This is a genomic window from Paraburkholderia sp. BR10937 (genome assembly GCF_040965695.1).
Taxonomy (GTDB): domain Bacteria; phylum Pseudomonadota; class Gammaproteobacteria; order Burkholderiales; family Burkholderiaceae; genus Paraburkholderia.
Map to the genome: position 1 here is coordinate 1 of NZ_JBFRCL010000150.1, position 1,017 is coordinate 1,017.

Below are 1,017 nucleotides of genomic sequence, written 5' to 3' on the forward strand. Positions count from 1 at the left end.
AGAATCAGACCTTCCCGGCCAAAAAGCGAGCCGAGGTGGGCAGCCAGGGGCTCCGTGGTTTCGCGGAACTGCGTAAACACGAGCACCTTTTCCTGTTTCGCTGCGATCACGTCGACCAGTTCGCGCAACCGCGCGAATTTGCCGCTGGCTTCCGGCTGCCACGCCACATCGCCAAGCCACTGGGACGGATGGTTGCAGATCTGCTTGAACCGCATCAGGTAGCTTAATACGATCCCTTTACGTTCAATGCCCTCGGTACCATCGAGCGCCGCAGCCAGGTCCTTGACCGCGCGTTCGTACAGGGCGGCCTGGATGGGGCTCAGGTGACACCACGCCTTGAGTTCGGTTTTTTCCGGGAGATCGGTAATGACACGCCGGTCTGTTTTCAGGCGACGAAGGATGTAGGGCCGCACAAGAGTGCGAAGCGGGCCGAAATGTTCGGCTTTTGCCAGACGCCGGGTCAGACCGGCAAAGTCCTTCGCCGAGCCCAGCAGGCCGGGATGCGTGAAATCGAAAATGGACCACAGATCCGACAGGCGATTTTCCACCGGGGTGCCCGTCAGGGCGATGCGTGAGCGGGCCTGAAGCTTCTTCACCTGTTTCGTCTGCCGCGCGCCGGGGTTCTTGATCGCCTGGGCCTCGTCGACAATGGCGACGCGCCATTGCATTGTTTCCAGAACGGGCTGGCGCAGCAGCGAGCCGAAGCTGGTAATAACGAGGTCCGTCTGCGCGAGCCGGGCGCTGTCCAGGGCGCGCAGTTCGTCGGCAGGCGTCATGGACGGGTGCACCACCAGCACGCGCAGGCCCGGCGCGAAACGCTCCGCTTCCGCGGCCCAGTTTGCCAGCAGGGACGCCGGGGCGACCAGCAGGCTCGGGCGCGGGTCGACCGGGTCGCGCCTGAGGATCAGTAGCAGGGAGAGGACCTGCATCGTCTTTCCGAGACCCATATCGTCGGCAAGACACGCTCCGAGCCCGAGCTGGCTGAGCAGGTAGAGCCAGCGCACACCGGCCTGCTGG

General features: G+C 63.9%; 1 protein-coding gene. It reads right to left on the reverse strand.

The features are described from left to right. A partial coding sequence (locus AB4Y44_RS42385; RefSeq protein WP_368702813.1) for a DEAD/DEAH box helicase occupies window positions 1-1,017 on the reverse strand: 1,017 nt, incomplete at both ends.